General features: G+C 67.3%; 21 protein-coding genes. 13 read left to right on the top strand and 8 right to left on the bottom strand.

What is annotated here, in order from left to right:
- The first annotated feature begins 5 nt into the window (after window positions 1-5).
- From NWF24_RS33010 to NWF24_RS32995, 4 genes are read left to right on the top strand one after another with little or no spacing between them, the layout of a single operon-like run.
- Complete coding sequence (locus NWF24_RS33010; protein ID WP_371127368.1) at window positions 6-662, top strand: amino acid ABC transporter permease; 657 nt, start codon at window positions 6-8, stop codon at window positions 660-662.
- Complete coding sequence (locus NWF24_RS33005; RefSeq protein ID WP_093076300.1) at window positions 646-1,374, top strand: amino acid ABC transporter ATP-binding protein; 729 nt, start codon at window positions 646-648, stop codon at window positions 1,372-1,374. Before NWF24_RS33010 ends, NWF24_RS33005 begins: the two co-directional genes overlap by 17 nt.
- 32 nt (window positions 1,375-1,406) lie before the next feature.
- The gene (locus tag NWF24_RS33000; RefSeq protein ID WP_375338430.1) at window positions 1,407-2,228 is read left to right on the top strand and encodes a transporter substrate-binding domain-containing protein; all 822 of its coding nucleotides are present in this window, start codon (window positions 1,407-1,409) and stop codon (window positions 2,226-2,228) included.
- Between the two features lie 5 nt (window positions 2,229-2,233).
- Complete coding sequence (locus NWF24_RS32995) at window positions 2,234-3,343, top strand: mandelate racemase/muconate lactonizing enzyme family protein (RefSeq protein WP_258352194.1); 1,110 nt, start codon at window positions 2,234-2,236, stop codon at window positions 3,341-3,343.
- Between the two features lie 9 nt (window positions 3,344-3,352).
- On the opposite strand, the gene NWF24_RS32990 is transcribed toward NWF24_RS32995, so the two are convergent.
- From NWF24_RS32990 to recA, 3 genes are read right to left on the bottom strand one after another with little or no spacing between them, the layout of a single operon-like run.
- Window positions 3,353-3,781 carry an SRPBCC family protein gene (locus NWF24_RS32990; RefSeq protein WP_258352193.1) on the bottom strand — a complete coding sequence of 143 codons (429 nt, stop codon included), beginning with the start codon at window positions 3,779-3,781 and terminating at the stop codon, window positions 3,353-3,355.
- Window positions 3,765-4,223: a recombination regulator RecX gene (recX, locus tag NWF24_RS32985; protein ID WP_258352192.1), complete on the bottom strand. Its 459-nt coding sequence runs from the start codon at window positions 4,221-4,223 to the stop codon at window positions 3,765-3,767. The genes NWF24_RS32990 and recX overlap by 17 nt, the downstream gene beginning before the upstream one ends.
- 42 nt (window positions 4,224-4,265) lie before the next feature.
- Window positions 4,266-5,372 (bottom strand): recombinase RecA, encoded by a 1,107-nt coding sequence (gene recA / locus NWF24_RS32980; RefSeq protein ID WP_093055204.1) that lies wholly within the window; start codon window positions 5,370-5,372, stop codon window positions 4,266-4,268.
- A gap of 146 nt (window positions 5,373-5,518) precedes the next feature.
- Here recA and NWF24_RS32975 point away from each other — a divergent pair, with 146 nt between their 5' ends.
- From NWF24_RS32975 to NWF24_RS32965, 3 genes are all read left to right on the top strand, one after another.
- Complete coding sequence (locus NWF24_RS32975; RefSeq protein WP_093055202.1) at window positions 5,519-6,004, top strand: MarR family winged helix-turn-helix transcriptional regulator; 486 nt, start codon at window positions 5,519-5,521, stop codon at window positions 6,002-6,004.
- 63 nt (window positions 6,005-6,067) lie between these two features.
- Entirely contained in the window at window positions 6,068-6,739 is a 672-nt protein-coding gene (locus tag NWF24_RS32970) for a response regulator transcription factor (RefSeq protein ID WP_093055200.1), read from the top strand.
- A gap of 55 nt (window positions 6,740-6,794) precedes the next feature.
- On the top strand, window positions 6,795-8,237 hold the full coding sequence (locus NWF24_RS32965; RefSeq protein ID WP_258352191.1) for a sensor histidine kinase: 1,443 nt from the start codon (window positions 6,795-6,797) through the stop codon (window positions 8,235-8,237).
- A 13-nt stretch (window positions 8,238-8,250) separates the two neighbouring features.
- Here the strand turns inward: NWF24_RS32965 and NWF24_RS32960 are convergent, their stop codons facing one another.
- The 3 genes from NWF24_RS32960 to NWF24_RS32950 are packed head-to-tail and all read right to left on the bottom strand — an operon-like array spanning window position 8,251 to window position 9,913.
- Window positions 8,251-8,448 carry a sporulation protein gene (locus tag NWF24_RS32960; protein WP_093055196.1) on the bottom strand — a complete coding sequence of 66 codons (198 nt, stop codon included), beginning with the start codon at window positions 8,446-8,448 and terminating at the stop codon, window positions 8,251-8,253.
- A 5-nt stretch (window positions 8,449-8,453) separates the two neighbouring features.
- Window positions 8,454-9,269, bottom strand: a complete 816-nt coding sequence (locus NWF24_RS32955) for a biotin--[acetyl-CoA-carboxylase] ligase (RefSeq protein WP_258352190.1) — start codon at window positions 9,267-9,269, stop codon at window positions 8,454-8,456.
- 2 nt (window positions 9,270-9,271) lie between these two features.
- Complete coding sequence (locus NWF24_RS32950; protein ID WP_258352189.1) at window positions 9,272-9,913, bottom strand: SET domain-containing protein; 642 nt, start codon at window positions 9,911-9,913, stop codon at window positions 9,272-9,274.
- 85 nt (window positions 9,914-9,998) lie between these two features.
- On the opposite strand from NWF24_RS32950, the gene NWF24_RS32945 reads away from it, so the two are divergent.
- The gene (locus NWF24_RS32945; protein ID WP_258352188.1) at window positions 9,999-12,962 is read left to right on the top strand and encodes a DNA topoisomerase III; all 2,964 of its coding nucleotides are present in this window, start codon (window positions 9,999-10,001) and stop codon (window positions 12,960-12,962) included.
- A 3-nt stretch (window positions 12,963-12,965) separates the two neighbouring features.
- Entirely contained in the window at window positions 12,966-13,952 is a 987-nt protein-coding gene (locus tag NWF24_RS32940; RefSeq protein ID WP_258352187.1) for a tripartite tricarboxylate transporter substrate binding protein, read from the top strand.
- Between the two features lie 29 nt (window positions 13,953-13,981).
- On the opposite strand, the gene NWF24_RS32935 is transcribed toward NWF24_RS32940, so the two are convergent.
- A complete protein-coding gene (locus NWF24_RS32935; protein ID WP_258352186.1) occupies window positions 13,982-14,902 on the bottom strand; it encodes a LysR substrate-binding domain-containing protein in 921 nt (306 codons plus the stop codon).
- Between the two features lie 124 nt (window positions 14,903-15,026).
- On the opposite strand from NWF24_RS32935, the gene NWF24_RS32930 reads away from it, so the two are divergent.
- Both NWF24_RS32930 and NWF24_RS32925 read left to right on the top strand, forming a co-directional pair.
- Window positions 15,027-15,989: a tripartite tricarboxylate transporter substrate binding protein BugE gene (locus tag NWF24_RS32930; protein WP_258352185.1), complete on the top strand. Its 963-nt coding sequence runs from the start codon at window positions 15,027-15,029 to the stop codon at window positions 15,987-15,989.
- A 13-nt stretch (window positions 15,990-16,002) separates the two neighbouring features.
- Window positions 16,003-16,875 (top strand): N-formylglutamate amidohydrolase, encoded by an 873-nt coding sequence (locus NWF24_RS32925; protein WP_258352184.1) that lies wholly within the window; start codon window positions 16,003-16,005, stop codon window positions 16,873-16,875.
- A 15-nt stretch (window positions 16,876-16,890) separates the two neighbouring features.
- On the opposite strand, the gene NWF24_RS32920 is transcribed toward NWF24_RS32925, so the two are convergent.
- Window positions 16,891-17,748 (bottom strand): oxidoreductase, encoded by an 858-nt coding sequence (locus tag NWF24_RS32920; protein ID WP_258352183.1) that lies wholly within the window; start codon window positions 17,746-17,748, stop codon window positions 16,891-16,893.
- Between the two features lie 128 nt (window positions 17,749-17,876).
- Here NWF24_RS32920 and NWF24_RS32915 point away from each other — a divergent pair, with 128 nt between their 5' ends.
- Together NWF24_RS32915 and NWF24_RS32910 are read left to right on the top strand one after the other, a co-directional pair.
- Window positions 17,877-18,818 carry a LysR family transcriptional regulator gene (locus tag NWF24_RS32915; RefSeq protein ID WP_258352182.1) on the top strand — a complete coding sequence of 314 codons (942 nt, stop codon included), beginning with the start codon at window positions 17,877-17,879 and terminating at the stop codon, window positions 18,816-18,818.
- Between the two features lie 45 nt (window positions 18,819-18,863).
- Window positions 18,864-19,052, top strand: coding sequence for a hypothetical protein (locus NWF24_RS32910; RefSeq protein WP_258352181.1), 189 nt, complete (start codon window positions 18,864-18,866; stop codon window positions 19,050-19,052).
- Window positions 19,053-19,065 lie beyond the last annotated feature (13 nt).

The raw sequence follows: 19,065 nt of genomic DNA, 5'->3' as shown, positions 1-19,065 counted from the left end.
TCGACATGACCTTCATGCCAATCGATCACTTCGGCTTTCTGTTGATGGGCGCATGGGGCACGGTGCAGCTCTCGGCGCTTGCGTTCGTGGGCGGCGGGCTCATCGGGCTGGCGGTGGCGCTCGCGCGCGTGTCGCCCGTGAAGGCGGTGCGGCGCATCGCGGCGGGCTACATCCAGGTCATCCAGGGCACGCCGCTGCTGGTGCTCATGGGCGTGTGCTTCTTCGGTCCCAACATCGCGGGCATCGGCTCGGTGCCGGCGATCGTCGCGGCGGCGCTGGCCATCACCATCTACGCGAGCGCCTTCCTCGGCGAGATCTGGCGCGGCTGCATCCAGTCTGTGCCGCGCAGCCAGTGGGAAGCGGCCGAGTGCCTGGCGCTCACGCGCTGGGAGCGCATGCGCCGCGTGATCCTGCCGCAGGCGCTGCGCATCGCGACGCCGCCCACCGTGGGATTCCTGGTGCAGATCATCAAGAACACGTCGATCGCGTCGCTGGTGGTCGGCTACGCCGAGCTTTCCTACAACGCCAAGGTGCTGAACAACTCGACGTTCCAGCCCTTCCTGTATTTCGGGTGCGCGGTGGTCCTGTATTTCATTCTTTGTTATCCGCTGTCGCGATGGAGTCGCGCCCTTGAAAGGAAGCTCAATGCAGCCCGTGGTTGAACTCAACGACGTCCACAAGCACTTCGGCAAGCTGCATGTGCTCAAGGGCGTGTCGTTCTCGGTGACGCGCGGGCAGGTGGTCGCCATCATCGGCCAGAGCGGCTCGGGCAAGAGCACTGCCCTGCGTTGCATCGACCGGTTGGAGACCATCGACAGCGGCACCATCCAGTGCTGCGGCCACGCGGTGCACGACCCTGCGCTGAACCTGCGCGACCTGCGCAAGGACGTGGGCATCGTGTTCCAGAGCTACAACCTGTTCCCGCACCTCACGGTGAAGCAGAACATCACGCTCGCGCCGCAGTCGGTGAAGAAGATGAGCGCATCGGAAGCCGGCGCCATCGCCATGGAAGTGCTCGAACGCGTGGGCCTGGCCGAGAAGGCCGACGCCTACCCAGAGCAGCTCTCCGGCGGCCAGCAGCAGCGCGTGGCCATTGCGCGATCGCTCGCGATGAAGCCGCAGCTGATGCTGTTCGACGAAGTGACTTCCGCGCTCGACCCGCAGCTCACCGGCGAAGTGCTCAAGGTGATGGAAAAGCTCGCGGCCGAGGGCATGACCATGATCCTCGTCACGCACGAGATGGCGTTCGCACGCGGCGTGGCCGACAAGGTCATCTACATGCACCAGGGGCTGGTGTGGGAGGAAGGCGACGCCGGCATCCTCAGCGACCCGCAGACGCCCGAACTGCGCCAGTTCATCGGCACCGGGCTTTGATTTTTCTTTCAGACAACTCCAGGAGACCTTCGATGACTTCTTCCCTCTCGCTCAAGCGCCGCGGCGCGCTGCTGTCCGCGCTCATGCTGGCACTGCCGCTGGCCTTCGCGAGCGCATCGGCGCATGCCGACCAGCTCGACACCATCACCGCCGCCAAGAAGATCCGCGTGGCCATCGACCTCGCAGTGCCGCCCTACGGCCTGAAGGACGAGAAGCTCAACGCCACGGGCTCCGACGTCGAGACCGCGCGCCTGCTGGCCAAGAGCCTGGGCCTCGAACTGGAGATCGTGCCGACCACCGGCGCCAACCGCATTCCGTTCCTGCAGACTGACAAGGCCGACATCGTGATCTCCAGCATGTCGGTCACGCCGGAGCGCGAGAAGGTTGTCGACTTTTCTGTGCCCTACGCCGCCATCCTGGCCGTGGTGGGCGCGCCCAAGAGCATGACCATCACCGGCCCGGCCGACCTCGCCGGCAAGAAAGTGATTGCCACGCGCGGCACCACCAACGACCAGGAACTGACCAAGGTGCTGCCGGCCGGCGCGCAGATCGTGCGCTTCGACGACGACGCCACCTCCATCACTGCCGTGGTGAGCGGACAGGCCGACATCTTCGCGACCGCCCCGCCGCTGCTGAAGACCATCAACGAGAAGAACCCGGCCAAGCAGATGGAGCCGAAATTCACGATGAAGACCAACATGCTGGCCATCGGCATGCGCAAGAACGAGCCGCGCCTGAAGGCCAAGCTCGACGAGTTCGTGAAGGCACAGCTCAAGAGCGGCGAGCTCAACACCATCTACAAGAAATTCCACGGCGCCGACCTGCCGGCGGACGTGATGCGCAACGCAGGCTGAGCACGATGGCGAAGATCGACCAGGTAGAAATCGCGCAGATCGACATTGCGCCCAAGGTCAAGCGCACCGACGCCATCCAGTCCTTCGTGACGCAGGAGACGGTGATGGTCACCGTGCGCTGCGACGATGGCTCGGCGGGCACGGGCTACACGTACACCATCGGCACGGGCGGCTCGTCCATCGTGGCGCTGCTGAACGACCACCTGGTGCCGCGCCTGATCGGGCGCGACCCGCAGCAATACGAAGCCATCTGGCGCGACCTGTTCTTCCACACGCACGCGACCGCCGTGGGCGCCATCACCAGCCTGGCGCTGGCCGCCATCGACACCGCGCTGTGGGACCGCAACGCGCGCGCGGCGGGGCTGCCGTTGTGGCGACTGGCCGGTGGTGCGCAGGCGCGCGTGCCGGTCTACACGACCGAGGGCGGCTGGCTGCACGTCGAGCCCGCACAGCTGGTGGAACAGACGCTCGCTGCGAAGGCCGACGGCTTTCTCGGCGCGAAGATCAAGGTCGGCAAGCCACATGTGGCACAGGACATCGCGCGCCTCTCTGCGGTGCGCGAGGCTGTGGGCGCGGACTTCGAGCTGATGGTCGATGCCAACCAGAGCTTCACCGTGGCCGAAGCCATTCGCCGCGCGCGCCAGTACGCGCCGCTCGACCTGGCATGGTTCGAGGAGCCGATGCCGGCCGAGCACGTGCGCGGACATGCGCAGCTGCTGGCCAGCACCAGCGTGCCGATCGCGGTGGGCGAATCGATGTACCACCCGTCGCAGTTTGCGGAATACATCCAGCAGGGCGCCTGCTCCATCGTGCAGGCCGACGTGGCGCGCGTGGGCGGCATCACGCCGTGGCTGAAGATTGCGCATCTCGCGGAAGCGCACAACATCGCGATGTGCCCGCACTTCCTGATGGAGCTGCACGTGAGCCTGTGCGCAGCGGTGCCGAATGCGCGCTGGGTGGAATACATCCCGCAGCTCGATGACCTCACGACGAGCCGGCTGCGCATCGAAGGCGGCCATGCAGTGGCGCCGGAGACGCCGGGGCTGGGCATCGAGTGGGATGCCGACCAGCTGAAGGCGCGGCGCAAGTTCGCGCCGATCGTGGTGCGCGGCTGAGTCGGCCGGTCAGTCCGCTTCGAGCAGGTTGCGCAGCGCCTGCAGGTCGCGGGCGATCCACTGCGCATCGCGCTCGAAGGCCGCATCGTCTATGTGCGGCTGGCGCAGCAGCGTGAACTGCAGCTCGCAGGCGTCGGGCGCAACGCCGATCACACGGAACGGCAGGTAGACCTCGGGCACGCCTTCGGGCGCGACCCAATGGTCGAGCACGCCGAGATCGTTGCGCGGTGCGAAGCGCATGCGGGCCTCGCCGCTCTCGGGGGTGCGCACGATCCAGTGGTCGCCATGCGGCACCAGCGCGCTCTTGGCGAGGCCGCTGGCCCAGTCGGGCAACCGCTTCGGGTCGGCCGCCAGCACATAGGCGCGGCGCCATTCGCACTGCACGCGCTGCGTGATGACGCGGGACTCCACAGCGTGGTCTTCATTCGTCGGCTTCATCGAAATCGCTCCTGAGTACCTTGGACACGACGGCGCCCGAGAAACCGCGCGCCATCAGGAATCGCATCTGCTTGGCCCGCTCCTTCGCGTCGGCGGGCGGCGCGTCGAAGCGGTGGCGCCACAGGGCCGTGGCGCGTTCGACTTCTGTCTCCTGCAGGCTGGCCACCGCTTCAGCGATGGCCTCTGGGGCGATGCCCTTGGCCTGCAGCTCCTGCTTCACCCGCAGCGCGCCCGAGCGGGCGGCACGCTGGTTGAGCACCGAGGCCACCACGCGCGGCTCGCTGATGAAGTCTTTCGCTGCCAGCTCGTCGAGCGCCTTGGCCAGCGTGCCGGGCTCTTCTTCATGCTTTGCCAGCTTGCGCTCCAGCTCCGCGCGTGAATGCTCGCGCTGACTCAGCAGGCGCAGTGCGCGGCCTTTGAGGGACGGGGCGTTGAATGCCATGCGGGGGTCGCTTGCGCGGCCCCCGGGGAGCCGCGCTCTGGCTTATTCGCCCTTGTCGGCCTTCTCGGCCTTGGCCGCCTTCTGCGGCTTCTCGGGCGTGGCGCCGGCATCGGCGGCCAGCAGCGGGATGCCCAGCGACTCGCGCACCTTGTTCTCGATCTCGCGCGACAGCTCGGGGTTCTCGCGCAGGAACTCGCGGGCGTTGTCGCGGCCCTGGCCGATCTTCTCGCCGTTGTAGGCGTACCAGGCGCCCGACTTGTCGACGATCTTGGCGGTCACGCCCATGTCGATGATCTCGCCTTCGCGGCTGATGCCTTCGCCGAACAGGATGTCGAACTCCGCCGTCTTGAACGGGGGCGAGACCTTGTTCTTCACCACCTTCACCTTGGTTTCGTTGCCGATGGCCTCGTCGCCCTTCTTGATGGTGCCGATGCGGCGGATGTCCAGGCGCACCGAGGCGTAGAACTTCAGCGCATTGCCGCCGGTGGTGGTTTCGGGCGAGCCGAACATCACGCCGATCTTCATGCGGATCTGGTTGATGAAGATGACCATGCAGTTGGTCTTCTTGATGGTGGCCGTGAGCTTGCGCAGCGCCTGGCTCATCAGGCGGGCCTGCAGGCCGGGCAGCGAGTCGCCCATTTCGCCTTCGATTTCAGCCTTGGGCGTGAGGGCGGCGACCGAGTCGATGACGATCAGGTCGACGGCGCCGGAGCGCACCAGCGAGTCGACGATTTCAAGGGCCTGCTCGCCGGTGTCGGGCTGGCTGATCAGCAGGTCGGACAGGTTCACGCCGAGCTTCTGGGCGTACTGCACGTCGAGGGCATGCTCGGCGTCGACGAAGGCGCAGGTGCCGGCCTGCTTCTGCATGGCGGCGATGACCTGCAGCGTGAGCGTGGTCTTGCCCGACGATTCCGGGCCGTAGATTTCGATCACACGGCCGCGCGGCAGGCCGCCGACGCCCAGCGCGATGTCCAGGCCCAGCGAGCCGGTGGAGACCACCTGGATGTCTTCGAGCGCCTCGCCTTCGCCGAGCCGCATGATCGTGCCCTTGCCGAACTGCTTTTCGATCTGGGCCAGCGCGGCTTGCAGCGCCTTGGCTTTTTCACTGTTGGCGACCGAGATGCTTGCGCCCTTGACGACTGCGTCCATGTGGAAACTCCTTGAAAATCAACGGTTTGTGTTGGGTTTCATCCGATCTGCTTTTAACTACAGGCTGGATGCTTGAACAGTAGTGTAGGGGCTGATGGGTTGGCGTAAGCCCATTTTTTGGTCAGTTTGCTTTACCATTTGCCGCCATGGCCGAAGCCGCTTTCCCGACCGACCCCGATGCCTGGCGCCAGACCCACCTGGGCCGCCTGCTCGGCCACGCCATGCGCCGCTTCGACGAGCGCGTGCTGGAGCTGATGGCACACGACGTCGACGTGCCGCTGGCGCTGTCGAACCTCGCGGCGCGCGCGCAGGTGAGCGCGGCGCACATCCACATCACGCGGCACCTGGCGCGCGAGGGCTCGCGCCTCACGGAGCTGGCCGAGCGCGCCGGCATGACCAAGCAGGCGATGGGTGCGCTGGTCGATCAGTGCGAGGCCTGGGGGCTGGTCACGCGCGGGCCCGATCCGCTCGATGCGCGGGCGCGGCGCGTGCTCTTCACCGCCGACGGACTGGCCTGGCTCGACGCCTTCCGCAGCGCGGTGACGCAGGCCGAGAGCGAGTTCCGAAGCAGCGTCGGCGACGAGATCGCCACCGTGGTAACGATTGGACTGGAAGCCTACACAGCGGGCTAGACTCGCCCCAGAGACAAATGTGAACGGCGCCAGTTTGGCGCCCGAACGGGCCGGAGGTGACGCATGCGGATTCTGATTGCCGAAGACGACCAGGTGCTGGCCGATGCCCTGCTGCGCAGCCTGCGCACCTCGGGCGCGGCGGTCGACCACGTGGCGAACGGCTCGCAGGCCGACACCGCGCTCATGACCCATGACGAGTTCGACCTGCTGATCCTCGACCTCGGGCTGCCCAGCCTGCACGGCATCGAGATCCTCAAGCGCCTGCGCGCGCGCGGCTCGCAGCTGCCGGTGCTGGTGCTCACCGCGGCCGACAGCGTCGAGGAACGCGTCAAGGGCCTGGACCACGGCGCCGACGACTACATGGCCAAGCCCTTCAGCCTGCAGGAGCTCGAAGCGCGCGTGCGCGCCCTCACGCGGCGCGGCATGGGCACCACCAGCAACGCCATCCGCCACGGCCCGCTGGTGTACGACCAGGCTGGCCGCGTGGCTACCATCGACGGCAAGATGATCGAGCTGTCGGCGCGCGAACTCGGCCTGCTCGAAGTGCTGCTGCAGCGCGCCGGCCGGCTGGTGAGCAAGGACCAGCTGGTCGACCGCCTTTGCGAATGGGGCGAGGAGGTGAGCCTCAACGCCATCGAGGTCTACATCCACCGCCTGCGCAAGAAGATCGAGAAGGGGCCTGTGCGCATCGCGACGGTGCGTGGGCTGGGCTACTGCCTCGAAAAGATCCAGTGACGACGACGCGGCAGCCGCCACGCGCGGGCGGCGGCATGCCAGAGGACTCGGCGCGATGAAGCTCTTCCAGCGCGCGCAGCGCTCGCTTTTCGGCGAGATCCTCGACTGGATGCTCACGCCGCTGCTGCTGCTGGTGCCGGTGAGCATCGGCGTCACCTGGCTGGTGGCGCAGGGCATTGCCAACGCGCCCTTCGACCGCGCGCTCGAACACAACGTGAAGGCCCTTGCCGAGCTGGTGACGGTGAAGGAAGGGCATACGCAGTTCGTGCTGTCGCAATCGGCGCGCGAGATCCTGCGGGCCGACGACGCCGGCCACGTGTACTACCAGCTGCTCGACGGCCACGACACGCTGCTGAGCGGCGAGCGCGACATTCCGATGCCCGGCCTCGACGAGCCGCTGCCGCCCGGCCAGGTGTTCCTGCACAACAGCGCCCTGCATGGCAAGGAGGTACGCGTGGCCTCGATGTGGATCGCCAGCGGCACCGACGACGTTCCGCCCACGCTGCTGCAGCTGGCCGAGACGCGCGAGAAGCAGTCGGTGCTGGCGGCCGAGATCATCAAGGGCGTGCTGCTGCCGCAGTTCGCCATCCTGCCGCTGGCGGTGCTGCTGATCTGGCTGGCGCTGGTGCGCGGCATCAAGCCGCTGTCGGTGGTGGAGGCGCGCATCCGCGAGCGGCGCCCGGGCGACCTGAGCCCGCTCGACGAATCGTCGGTGCCACTGGAAGTGGTGCCGCTGGTGTCGTCGGTGAATGAACTGCTCGACAAGCTCAACGATTCGATCGGCACGCAGAAGCGCTTCCTGGCCGACGCGGCGCACCAGCTGAAGACGCCGCTCGCGGGCCTGCGCATGCAGGCCGACCTGGCGCAGCGCGAAGGCGCTAACGCCGACGAGCTCAAGCAATCGCTCAAGCAGATCGGTCGCGCGAGCAAGCGCGCCACGCACACGGTGAACCAGTTGCTTTCGCTGGCGCGCGCGGAAGGCAACAGCGCCAACGCGCACCACCAGCCCTGCGACCTCGCGCGGCTCACCATCGAGGTGGTGCGCGAGGCAGTGCCGCGCGCGATCGAGAAGCGCATCGACCTGGGCTACGACGGCGCGGAAGCTGGCGCACCCGGCGTGATGTTCGACGGCAACGCGACGCTGCTGAAGGAGCTGGTGCGCAACCTGGTCGACAACGCGATCAACTACACGCCCTCCACGCCGGAGCGCCCCGGCCTGATCACCGTGCGCGTGCTGGCCGACCCCTTCGGCCATGTGCTGCTGCTGCAGGTGGAGGACAACGGCCCCGGCATCGCCGAGGCCGACCGCGAACTGGTGTTCGAGCCTTTCTACCGCGTGCTCGGCAACGAGGCCGACGGCTCGGGGCTGGGGCTGCCGATCGTGCTGGAGATTGCGAACCAGCACCGCGCGCAGGTAAAGCTGGAGGATGCGCATCCTGGCAAGCAGCCGCCGGGAGCGCTGTTCACGGTGCGCTTCGAGGGTGAAGCGGCACCTTGATTGATCAGGGGAATCAGGGAGCAGGCGCGCCCGGCTTCGCTTCCTTGCGGATCTGCAGCCACTCGGGGTGGATCTGGCGCGACATGCGCTGTGGCTCCCGCTCGTTGAGCGCGGCCGGAGCCAGGCCGAAGCCGGCAAGATCGCCGCGCGCCCACAAGAAATAGCCGGCATTGGCCAGCAGCAGAACGATGAGGAGCAGGCGCAGCTTCATACTGATCAGAGCGCCATGCCGCGAGGGCGCACGCTCACTTCGTCGCTGGAAATCAGCTGCAGGCCGGCGTCGGTACGCACCTGCAGCTCGCCGCCCCAGGCCACGCCTTCGCACAGGCCGGCGGTGCCGTCGCTGAGCACCACTTCGCGGCCGCGCAGCACGTCGCGTGCGGCAAAGCGCTCGGCGAAGGACGCAAAGCCCTTGGCCTCGAATTCGAGCACGCTGCGCACCAGCGGCTCGGCCAGTTCGCACAGCACTTCCGGCGCAGTGGCCCCGGGGTGCCACTGGCGCAGCCAGGCCGGTGGCGTACGCATGCCGTCGCCTTCGCGCGCGCCAATGTTGATACCGATGCCGATCACGAGATAGCGCGGCGCATCCGGCTTGCCGGTGGACGGCAGCGCGGTTTCGATGAGGATGCCGACCAGCTTGCAGTCGTTCACCCACACGTCGTTGGGCCACTTGAGGCCGACCTTGTGCGCGCCCGAGGGATCGAGGCTTTCGGCCACGCTGACACCGACAGCCAGTGAGAGGCCCGACCAGTCCGCGGGCGCGAGCGGCATGCCAAGCGAGAAGGTCAGCGAGGCGGACTCCTCCTGCTGCGGCGCGCTCTGCCAGGGCCGCCCGAGACGGCCACGCCCCGCGGTCTGGCGCTCGGCCACGAGCAGCACGGGCTCGACGCGGCCGGCACGCGCACGGCGCATCAGCTCGGTATTGGTGGAGTCGATTTCGGCCACGGCCTCGACCACGAAGCCGGGCAGCAGCGGAGCGACCGACGCGGCGATCCGGTCTTCGAACCAGGCGGCCGAGGTGCTGCTGCTCATGGTCAGTCCTCGGCGGACTTTTCCTTCTTGGCGGATTTTTTCTCCGCCTTCTTTTCGGATTTCTTCTCGGCTTTTTTGTCGGCCTTCTTTTCAGCCTTCTTGGCTTCTTTCTTCTCGGCCTTTTTCTTTTCAGCCTTCTTCTTGGCCTTCTTCTTTTTCTTCTTTTCGTCCTCATCGTCCTTGGGCGTCAGCAGCGTGCCCCGGCACTGCTCGGAGCCGCACCAGCAAGGAAATTCGGACAGGAGCTTCGGCGTGTACGGCTCGTCGATGATCAGGCCGTAGTCGTAGTTGAGCTCTTCGCCGGCGGAGATGTTGCGCAGCGCCTTGATATAAACGCGCCCATCGACCTCGTCGGCTTCGCAGTTCGGCTCGCACGAGTGGTTGATCCAGCGGGCGGCGTTGCCCTTGACGTTGCCGTCGATCACACGCCCGTCATCGATGTGAAAGTAGAAGGTGTGATTCGGCTGGGCCGGGTCATGCGGATGGCGGCGCAGCGCCTCCTTCCAGTTGATGACTTCGCCCTTGTATTCGATCAGCGTTTCGCCCTCGGCCAGGTCCTGCACGGCGAACACGCCATTGCCATGGACATCGGAGCGCCGCGTCTGGATTCGGCGACCGGCGGAAAGTGGGGATTTGGAAGGCATCGCCGAAGTCTGTTAGTTTGAATATGCACACATGCGCGTGTGCGCGTGCGCACGCGGGAAGCCGCAGAGTATAGAGAGCCCTTAGATGACAAAGACTTTGGTAATCGCAGAAAAGCCGTCGGTGGCACAGGACATCGTCCGTGCCCTCACGCCGGTTGCAGGGAAATTCGACAAACATGACGAGCATTTCGAGAACGACACCTATGTCGTGACCAGCGCTGTCGGTCACCTGGTCGAAATCCAGGCGCCCGAGGAGTTCGACGTCAAGCGAGGCAAATGGAGCTTTGCCAACCTGCCGGTGATCCCGCCTCATTTCGACCTCAAGCCGGTCGACAAGACGAAGACGCGCCTGAACGCCGTGGTCAAGCAGGCCAAGCGCAAGGACGTGACGCAGCTCATCAACGCCTGTGACGCGGGGCGCGAGGGCGAACTGATCTTCCGCCTCATCGAGCAATACGCCGGCGGCAAAGCCGGCCTTCACAAGCCGGTCAAGCGCCTGTGGCTGCAATCGATGACGCCGCAGGCCATTCGCGACGGCTTCGACGCGCTGCGCACCGAAAAGCAGATGCAGGGCCTGGCCGACGCCGCGCGCTCGCGCTCCGAGGCCGACTGGCTGGTGGGCATCAACGGCACGCGCGCCATGACCGCGTTCAATTCGCGCGACGGCGGCTTCTTCCTCACGACCGTGGGCCGCGTGCAGACGCCGACCCTCTCCGTCGTTGTGGAGCGCGAGGAGCAGATCCGCAAGTTCGTCTCGCGCGACTACTGGGAAATCCACGGCAGCTTCGCGGCCGAGGCCGGCGAGTACCCGGGCAAGTGGTTCAACCCCGACTGGAAGAAGGCCAACGCGCCGCTCCTGGCTAACGGCGAGCCCGACTCCGAACAGCGCGCCGACCGCGTGTGGAACGAGCAGGAAGCCCGCGCCATCGCCGACGCCTCGCGCGGCAAGCCCGCCACGGTGACGGAAGAGAGCAAGCCCACCACGCAAGCCTCGCCCGCGCTGTTCGACCTGACCTCGCTGCAGCGCGAGGCCAACGGCCGCTTCGGCTTCAGCGCCAAGACCACGCTGGCGCTGGCGCAGAGCCTGTACGAACGCCACAAGGCGCTGACCTACCCGCGTACCGATTCGCGCGCGTTGCCGGAAGACTATCTGCCGGTGGTCAAGCAGACCATGGGCATGCTCGCCACGAGCGGCATGAAGCACCTGGCGCCGTTCGCCCAGCAGGCGGTCGACGGCAACTACGTCAAGCCCAACAAGCGCATCTTCGACAACGCCAAGGTGTCGGATCACTTCGCCATCATCCCGACGCTGCAGGCCCCGAGCGGCCTGAGCGATGCCGAGCAGAAGCTCTATGACTTCGTGGTGCGGCGCTTCATGTCGGTGTTCTTCCCGAGCGCCGAACACCAGGTGACCACGCGCATCAGCACGGTGGAGCAGGGCGGCAAGAAGTATCCCTTCCGCACCGACGGCAAGGTACTGGTCAAGCCCGGCTGGCTCGCCATCTACGGCAAGGAAGCGCAAGACGACGAGAAGGAAGACGACAAGGACGGCAAGCGCCTCGTGCCGGTGAAGCCGGGCGAGATCGTGAAGGCCGAGTCGGTCGACACCAAGGGCCTGAAGACGCGCCCGCCCGCACGCTACTCCGAAGCGACGCTGCTCGGCGCTATGGAAGGCGCGGGCAAGACCATCGACGACGACGAACTGCGCGAGGCCATGCAGGAGAAGGGCCTGGGCACGCCAGCCACGCGCGCGGCCACCATCGAAGGCCTGATCTCCGAGAAGTACATGCTGCGCGAAGGCCGCGAGCTGATCCCCACGGCCAAGGCCTTCCAGCTCATGACGCTGCTGCGCGGCCTGGGCGTGGAAGAACTCTCCAAGGCCGAGCTGACCGGCGAATGGGAATACAAGCTCGCTCAGATGGAGAAGGGCGCGCTCAGCCGCGACGCCTTCATGCGCGAGATCGCGGCGATGACCGAGCACATCGTCAAGAAGGCCAAGGAATACGACCGCGACACCGTGCCGGGCGACTACGCGACCCTGCAGACGCCGTGCCCCAACTGCAGCGGCATCGTGCGCGAAAACTACCGCCGCTACGCCTGCACCGGCAAGAGCGGCACCGGCGAAGACGCCTGCGGCTTCTCGTTCGGCAAGTCGCCGGCCGGGCGCACCTTCGAAGTCGCCGAGGCCGAGGCGCTGCTGCGCGACAAGCACATCGGCCCGCTGGAAGGCTTCCGCTCCAAGGCCGGCTGGCCCTTCACCTCCGAGATCGTCATCAAGTACGACGAGGAAGCGAAGAACTGGAAGCTGGAGTTCGACTTCGGCGACGACAAGAACGAAGACAGCGGCGAGATCATCGACTTCAGCAAGCAGGACACCGTGGGCCCATGCCCTGTGTGCGGCGCGCCGGTGTTCGAGCATGGCAGCAACTACGTCTGCGAGAAGTCGGTGCCGACCAATGCGCAGCCGACGCCGAGCTGCACCTTCAAGACCGGCAAGATCATCCTGCAGCAGCCGGTGGAGCGCGCGCAGATGGAAAAGCTGCTCGCCACCGGCAAGACCGACCTGCTCGACAAGTTCGTGAGCATGCGCACGCGCCGCGCCTTCAAGGCCTTCCTGACGTGGAACGCCGAAGAGGGCAAGGTGACCTTCGAGTTCGCGCCGCGCGAAGGCGGCAGCAAGTTCCCGCCGCGCAAGACCTTCGGCAAGGCCGCGCCCGCAGGCAAGACGGCTGCGGCCAAGAAGGTGGCTGCGAAGAAGACGCCCGCCGCCAAGAAGGCACCGGCAGCGAAGAAGGCCGCGGCACCGCGCAAGCCCGGCGCGGGCCTGAAGCCCAGCGACTCGCTGGCCGCGGTGATCGGCGCCGAACCGGTGGCGCGCACCGAGGTCATCAAGAAGCTGTGGGACTACATCAAGGCCAATGGCCTGCAGGACGCGGCGAACAAACGCGCGATCAATGCCGATGCCAAGCTCAAGCCGGTGTTCGGCAAGGACCAGGTGACGATGTTCGAACTCGCGGGCATCGTGGGCAAGCACCTCTCGGCGCCCTGAGCCATGCAGCGCAGACACTTCGGCGCAAGCGTTGCTGCGATGGCCGTCGCGCTGCTGGGCGGCGCGGGCCTGGCCCACGCCGCCGCGTGGCCTGACAAGCCGGTCAAGCTGGTCGTGCCCTTCCCGCCGGGGCAGGCCACCGACATCTTCGCCCGCGCGCTTGCCGAGCAGCTCGGCAAGCGGCTGGGCCAGCCGGTGATCATCGACAACAAGGCCGGTGCCGGCAGCAACATCGGCACCGAGTTCGTGGTGCGCTCGCAGCCCGACGGCTACACGCTGGTGGTGGCCGGCAGCGCGATGGCGGTGAACCAGACGCTCTACGCCAAGCCGGGCTTCGACCCGCGCAAGGACCTGGTGGGCATCTCGCTGGTCGCCAAGGTGCCGCTGGTGTTCCTGGCCACGCCCGAGAGCGGCATCCGCACGCTGGCCGAACTCACGGCGCGCGCCAAGGCCGAGCCCGGCCGGCTGAGCTACGCGAGTGCCGGCATCGGCGGCACGCAGCATCTGTCGGGCGAGATGTACAAGTCGGCGGCGCATGTGTTCATCACGCACATTCCGTACCGGGGCAGCGGGCCGGCGCAGTCGGACTTCCTGGGCAACCAGGTGCCACTGATGGTCGATTCGGTGACGGCCGCGCTGCCGCACATCAAGTCGGGCAGGGCGGTGGCGCTGGCCGTCACCTCGGCCACGCGCTCGTCGCAACTGCCCGATGTGCCCACCGTGCGCGAAAGCGGCGTGGCCGGCACGAAGAATTTCGAGGCCGTGGGCTGGCTCGGTCTGATGGCGCCGCGCGGCACGCCGGCCGACATCGTCGAGCGACTCAACCACGAAGTGACGGACATCCTGAAGAGCGAGCAGATGGCGCGCTTCATCCGCGAGCGCGGCTCCGAGCCCGCGCCCACGACACCGGCCGAGTTCGACCGCTTTGTGGCGAGCGAGATCGGGGTGTGGGGCGCGGCGGTGAAGGCCTCGGGCGCGAAGCCCGAGTAAGCGGGCATCAAGCAGGCATCAAGCAGGCATCAAGCAGGCGCCTGCGCCTCTTTGCCCCGGTCCACCTCCGCGAGCAGCCAGCTGCGGAAATGATCGAGCGTGGCCAGCTGGCCGCGCCCTTCGGGGTAGCAGAACCAGTAGCCCTCGTTGCCGCGGTAGCCGCCGCCGGGCAAGGGCTCGTCCACCAGCCCCGACGCGATTTCGTCCTGCACCAGGCAGCGCGGCACCAGCGCCACGCCCATGCCGACCATCACCGCGCGGATCATGGTCTGGAACTGGTCGAACTGCGGGCCCGCCAGCGGATCGAGCCCTCGCACGCCATGCGTTTCGCTCCACTGCAGCCACGACTGCGGCACGCTCACGTGGCGCAGCAGCGTGCAGCGCGCCACGTCCTGCGGCGTGCGGATGGCCACCTCGGCCTGCGCGGCGCGCGGGGCAATCAGCGCCACGTCCTGCCCGGCGAGGTAGTGCGAGCGGGCGCCGGGCCAGTGGCCGTCGCCGAAAAGAATGGCGCAGTCGAGCTCGGGCCGCTCGAAGTCATAGCCATGCACGAAGGGCACGAAATGCAGCGTGATCTGCGGATGCGCGCGCTGAAAGTCGGGCAGCCGCGGAATCAGCCACTTGGCACCGAAGGTGGGCAGGGCGGACAGGTGCAGCGCGCCGCCGCCGTCGCCGCTGGTAATGAGCTCCAGCGTGGCTGCCTCCAGCTGCGCGAGCGTGGCGCGCACCGCCTTCTCGTAGCGCTCGCCGGCCGGCGTGAGTGCCAGGCGCTTGCGGCTGCGCTCGAACAGCGGCGCGCCGATCCAGCGTTCGAGTTCCTGCACCTGCTTGCTGACCGCGCCCTGCGTGAGGTGCAGCGCCTCGGCCGCGCGCGAGACGCCGCCGAAACGCACCACGGTCGAGAAGGCGCGCAGCAGGTTCAGGGGCGGGTTGAGACGGCGCAGTGACATGAGCGGAGTGACATGGCGGGATGCCCATTAAAACATTCCAGACTGGAATGTTAGCTGGTCTATCCTTTGCTTCAGGTAATGCAGCGAATCGCTCCATCACTCTCTGTTTCATTGGAAGAAACCCATGCTACGTCGTCACTTCATTTCCACCCTGGCTGCTGCTTCCGTCGTGCCAGGAATATCCTTTGCCCAGGGCAAGCCGATTCGCCTCGTCGTGCCATTCCCGCCCGGCGGCGCCACCGACATCACGGCTCGCGTGCTCGGCGAGCCCCTCGGCAAGATCCTCCAGCAGCCCGTGGTGATCGACAACCGCGCCGGCGCGGGCGGCTCCATCGGCATGGCCGAGCTGGCACGCGCCACGCCCGACGGCCTGACCTTCGGCGTGGCCACGCTGTCCACCCACGGCGTGAACCCGGCCGTGTACCAGAAGCTGCCCTACGACCCGATCAAGGGCTTCGTCGCCGTGACCGAGCTGGTGAAGGCGCCGGGCGTGATCGTCATCAACCCCTCAGTGCTGCCGGTCGGCAGCTTCGCGGAGCTGGTGAAGTACCTGAAGGCCAACCCCGGCAAGGTGTCGTACGCCTCGCCGGGCAACGGCACCATCGGCCACATGTGGGGCGAGCTGTTCAAGAGCAGCACCGGAACCTCGATGGTGCACATCCCCTACCGCGGTGCGGGCCCGGCCATCAACGACGTGCTCGCGGGCCAGGTGCCGGTGTACTTCGACCAGGTGGCTTCGTCGCTGCCGCACGTGAAGTCGGGCAAGCTGAAGGCGCTGGCCGTGTCCTGGAGCGGCCGGCTCGACGTGCTGCCCGAGGTGCCGACGTATGGCGAGCTGGGCTACCCGGTCAACAACGACCCTTCGTGGTTCGGCCTGGTCGCGCCCGCCGGTACGCCGCCCGAGATCGCGCTGCGCATGCAGCAGGCCGTGGCCACCGCGCTGAAAGATCACGCGGTGCGCGAGCGCCTGGCGCTGCAGGGGTTATATGCCTCGGGCACCACGCCGGCCGAGTTCGCCAAGCAGATCGCGGGCGAGATCGAGAAGATGAAGAAGGTGGCCGAATTCGCCCGCATCCGATTGGACTGACCGAACCCTGCCTATGCATCCTGTTCTGAAACTGATCCAAACCCGCGCCCAGGTGACAAGCGTCGCCGGGCATACCCCGCTGGTGCTCGACTCTCCGCACAGCGGCACCGTCTACCCAAAAGACTTCCGCACAGTGCGCGACCTGGCCACGCTGCGCCGCGCCGAGGACACGCACGTCGAGAAGCTCTACGCCTTCGCGCCCGCCATGGGCGCGGCGTGGATCGAGGCGCACTTTCCGCGCAGCTATCTCGATGCCAATCGCGACACGACCGAGATCGACACCACGATGCTCGACGGCGCCTGGACCGATCCGGTTTCCACCGACCCGCGCGTGCTGTCGAAGGTGCGCCTGGGCAAGGGCCTGATCTGGAAGCTCACCGACGAAGGCCTGCCGATCTACGACCGCCAGCTTCTGGTGGACGAGGTGCGCCAGCGCATCGACACCTGCTGGCGGCCGTACCACGCGGCGGTGGCGCAGGCAGTGGACGAGGCGCATGCGCGCCACGGCTACAGCATCCACATCAACTGCCACTCGATGCCGGCCATCGCGGCCAGCCACGCGACGGACTTCCCGGGCCTGGCACATGCCGACTTCGTGATCGGCGACCGCGACGGCAGCACGGCCGACCCGGCGCTGTCGCAAAAGATCTGCGAACACCTGCGCGCCTTCGGCTACAGCGTGGACTACAACCACCCCTACAAGGGCGTGGAACTGGTGCGCCGGCACGGCAGGCCTGCCGAACACCGGCACAGCATCCAGGTCGAGATCAACCGCAAGCTGTACATGGACGAGGCCACGCTGGCGCTCGACGAAGCCGGCGCGGCGCGGCTGCAGGGCCATCTGCGCTCGATGGTCGAAATGCTGCTGGCCACGGATCCGCGCTGATCCTTCGCAAGTCGGTCAGGCGCCGGCGGGCGTGAAGTCGGTCGACACCGACAGCGCCTCCCACGCCTTGATCTCCTCCTGCAGCGCGCCGAGCTTCTCGCGCACCACCTTCACGGCGTCGGGGCCGAGCAGCAGGTGGGCCGGCGGGTTCGCGGCTTCGGTGATCTGGATCATGGCGTGCGCCGCCTTCACCGGATCGCCGTCCTGCTTGCCGCTGCGCGCAAGCCGCCGCTCACGCACCGGGCCCATCACCGGCGCGTAGTCGGCAATGGTCTGCGGCGCACGCACCATCGATCGGCCCGCCCAGTCGGTGCGGAAGCCGCCGGGCTCCACGGCAGTCACGTGGATGCCGAAGCTCGCCACTTCCTTGCCCAGCGTCTCCGAGATGCCCTCGAGCGCGAACTTGCTGCCGTGGTAGTAGCCCAGCCCCGGGAAGGTCACGATGCCGCCCATCGACGTGATGTTGAGGATGTGGCCGCGTCGGCGCGCCCGCATGAAGGGCAGTACCGCCTTGGCGACGGCCACTGCGCCGAACACGTTCACCTCGAACTGCTGGCGCAGCTCGTCGAGCGACGATTCTTCGACCGTGCCTTCATGGCCGTAGCCGGCGTTGTTGACCAGCACGTCGATCGGGCCGACCGAGGCTTCGACCTCGGCCACCACGCGGGCGACCTCGGCGCCCTGCGTCACGTCGAGCAGGCGGCCGAAGGAGCGGCCGGGCTGCAGGGCATCGAATTCGGCGCGCGCGGCCTCGTTGCGCAGCGTGCCGACCACGCGGTGGCCGGCGGCCAGCGCCTCCTGCGCGAGCGCTCGGCCGAAGCCGCTGCTGACGCCGGTGATGAACCAGGTCCTGGGAGAAGAAGAAACCGTCATGGCGATGTCCTTGAAGGGTGGATGGAAGAACCGATGGCCTGACTGTGCGCGGGCGGCATCGCTTTGATAATCCGCCCAATCGACGAAACACTTTGAAGGTTTTCTTCAAGATCAAACGGAACGCACCCATGCGCCAGGACCAGCTCGACGGACTCGTCACCTTCGTGGCCGTGGCCGAAACTCGCGGCTTTTCGGCCGCGGCGGTGCGGCTGGGTGTCTCGCCCTCGGCCGTGAGCCAGGCGGTGCGGCTGCTCGAAAAGCGCGTGGGCGTGCCGCTGTTCAACCGCACCACGCGCAGCGTGAACCTCACCGAAGCCGGTGCCCGTTTTCTGGAACGCATCCGCCCGGCAGTGCAGGAGCTGGCCTCGGCCTCCGACGAACTGAGCGACAGCGCCGAGCGGCCCGCGGGCCTGCTGCGGCTCACGCTGCCGCGTGCGGCCTACCTGTTCGTGCTGCAGCCGGCGCTGGCTGGCTTCCTGCGCGCCTATCCACAGATCGACGTCGAGGTGTCGATCGACAGCGCGCTGGTCGACATCGTGGGCCGGGGCTTCGACGCCGGCATCCGCTTCGGTGGCATGGTCGAGCGCGACATGGTGGCGGTGAAGGTCGGCGGCCCGCTGGCCAACAGCATCGTCGCCGCGCCGCGCTATCTGGCCGAGCGCGGCACACCGGTGCACCCGCGCGAGCTGCTGGCGCACGACTGCATCGGCTTTCGCTTCGAGAGCTCGGGCCTGCTGGAGCGGTGGGAGTTCGAGAAGAACGGCGAGTCCATGACGCTCGCGGTGAGCGGCCGCCTCGTGATGAACGACGTGGCCGTGATGCTCGACGCGGCGGTCGACGGCATCGGCATCGCCAACCTGATCAGCAGCTACACCGAGCGCCACGTCGCCGACGGCCGGCTGGTGCAGCTGCTGGCCGACTGGACCACGCCGCTGCCCGACCTGACGCTGTACTACCCCGACCGCAGGCGCGTGCCGCCCAAACTGCGCGCGCTGATCGACTGGCTGCGTGAAACAACCCTGCCGGTATCGGGCGTGTTGTTACAGGGCGGGCGGGCCGGCGGCCTATAGTGAGCCGGCAACAACCGTCAACCAAACCATCTCTTGGAGTTTCCAGTGAAGCCATTCATTGCAGCCGTGTTCGTGATCGCAATGGGCGCGCTGGTGTCAGGCTGCGCGGGCACCGGTCCGGCCCCGGCCAGCAGCGGCGCCAATACATCGGGCGCGACCGGCGGCAGCGGCGTCACGGTGTTCGGCACGATCGACGCCGGCGTCAGCAGCACGACGAACAAGTCGTCGCGCTGATCAGGCCGTGCGC

The sequence above is a fragment of the Variovorax paradoxus genome, assembly GCF_024734665.1.
Classification (GTDB): domain Bacteria; phylum Pseudomonadota; class Gammaproteobacteria; order Burkholderiales; family Burkholderiaceae_C; genus Variovorax.
Note: the sequence above shows the minus strand (reverse complement) of the source record. Positions and strands in the feature narration are given on the sequence as shown.